The organism is Paracoccus chinensis, assembly GCF_900102885.1.
Lineage (GTDB): Bacteria > Pseudomonadota > Alphaproteobacteria > Rhodobacterales > Rhodobacteraceae > Paracoccus > Paracoccus chinensis.
In genome coordinates this window covers 1-1,154 of record NZ_FNGE01000080.1, presented here as the reverse complement: position 1 = coordinate 1,154, position 1,154 = coordinate 1, and the positions used below count along the sequence as shown (strand labels likewise).

General features: G+C 61.6%; 3 protein-coding genes. 2 read left to right on the top strand and 1 reads right to left on the bottom strand.

Going from position 1 to position 1,154, the window contains the following annotated elements; translation table 11 throughout:
• The first annotated feature begins 359 nt into the window (after nt 1–359).
• Together BLQ03_RS17795 and BLQ03_RS17790 are read left to right on the top strand one after the other, a co-directional pair.
• On the top strand, nt 360–644 hold the full coding sequence (locus BLQ03_RS17795) for a BrnT family toxin (protein WP_090757612.1): 285 nt from the start codon (nt 360–362) through the stop codon (nt 642–644).
• On the top strand, nt 628–891 hold the full coding sequence (locus BLQ03_RS17790; protein WP_090757611.1) for a BrnA antitoxin family protein: 264 nt from the start codon (nt 628–630) through the stop codon (nt 889–891). Before BLQ03_RS17795 ends, BLQ03_RS17790 begins: the two co-directional genes overlap by 17 nt.
• Before the next feature lie 24 nt (nt 892–915).
• Here the strand turns inward: BLQ03_RS17790 and BLQ03_RS18515 are convergent.
• Nucleotides 916–1,154 (bottom strand): hypothetical protein (locus tag BLQ03_RS18515; protein WP_175558948.1); only part of this gene is annotated, 239 nt, incomplete at its 5' end.

Sequence of the window (1,154 nt, the reverse complement as noted above, 5' to 3'; positions counted from 1 at the left end):
GTTTGACCCTTTCGGAACCAAAGTTTGACCCTTTCGGAACCCTGTGGATAGTTTCCTGCTATTTAGTCAGTAAGTTACGGGCAATTTTCGCGCCCGTAACTTACTCCGTAAGGTAACACTAATAACACTAGGAAAAACGGCGCGGCGCGCACCGGGCGCTTGCGGTCGCGGTAAGCACGACCGCTGGTCCGGTGGAACCGTGGCACTCCATTTGCGCCCATGCGCCTCTGGCCCTGCCAATGTCGAGGTCTGGTTTTTGCTTTGAAAAAAGCAAGGTGGCGGGTGAGCGCGGCTAGCCCTTCCCAAAGGCAGACGAAAGCATTACATTACGTTTGTGTAGACATCATCTCTGAGCGTTCATGAAGGTTGCTGGCTTCGACTGGGACGAGGGCAACTGGCCGAAGTGCGGCAAGCATGGCGTTTCCCGCGCCGAGATCGAGGAGGTTTTCACCCGGACACCTGCTGTCCTGGCTGACCCATTCCCAGAGGAAGCGCGGATGCGCGCCATCGGGAAATCCGCTGCCGGTCGCTATGTGTTCGTGGTGTTCATGCTGCGAGAGATCGACGGCCAGACGAAGTTGCGGCCCATCAGCGCCCGCTACATGCACGAAAAGGAGATCGCGCACTATGAAGGCACATCGTAAGCCCCTGCCGCCGCTCAGCAGCGATGCCGAGGCGGAAGCGTTCGTGGAGGCAGCAGACCTGACCGAATACGACCTGTCAGGCTTCAAGCCGATGCGGTTCGAGATCGAGCCGAAAGCGGCCTCGCTGAACATGCGCCTGCCCGCCTCGCTGCTGGACGCGGTGAAGGCCAAGGCCAAGGCCAGCGGCATCCCCTACACCCGCTATGTGCGGATGCTGCTGGAGGCGGACGTAGCCCCTCACCGATAATCCGGGTGAAGGTTACGCCCCGGCCTATTGCGGTGGCGGGTCGATCCAGACGCCGCAGAACCTGCGGCCTTCCGGGTTCGTGGCGATCTGCCCGCCTGCTGACAGGCAGTAGATGCGGGGATACTGGCCGAACTCTCGGGCATCGGCGCGGCCTTGCAGCCAGAACACCAGCAGCGCGCCCAGAAGCGCCCCTGCGGCTCCGATCGAGGCCAACCATACCCAGAACCCGCCGAAGTAGCGCCACGCCTGCCTGCGGGCCTCTC

Coding starts and splice junctions, on each gene's coding strand:
- BLQ03_RS17795 (WP_090757612.1), top strand. CDS start 360: ATGAAGGTTGCTGGCTTCGACTGGGACGAGGGCAACTGGCCGAAGTGC.
- BLQ03_RS17790 (WP_090757611.1), top strand. CDS start 628: ATGAAGGCACATCGTAAGCCCCTGCCGCCGCTCAGCAGCGATGCCGAG.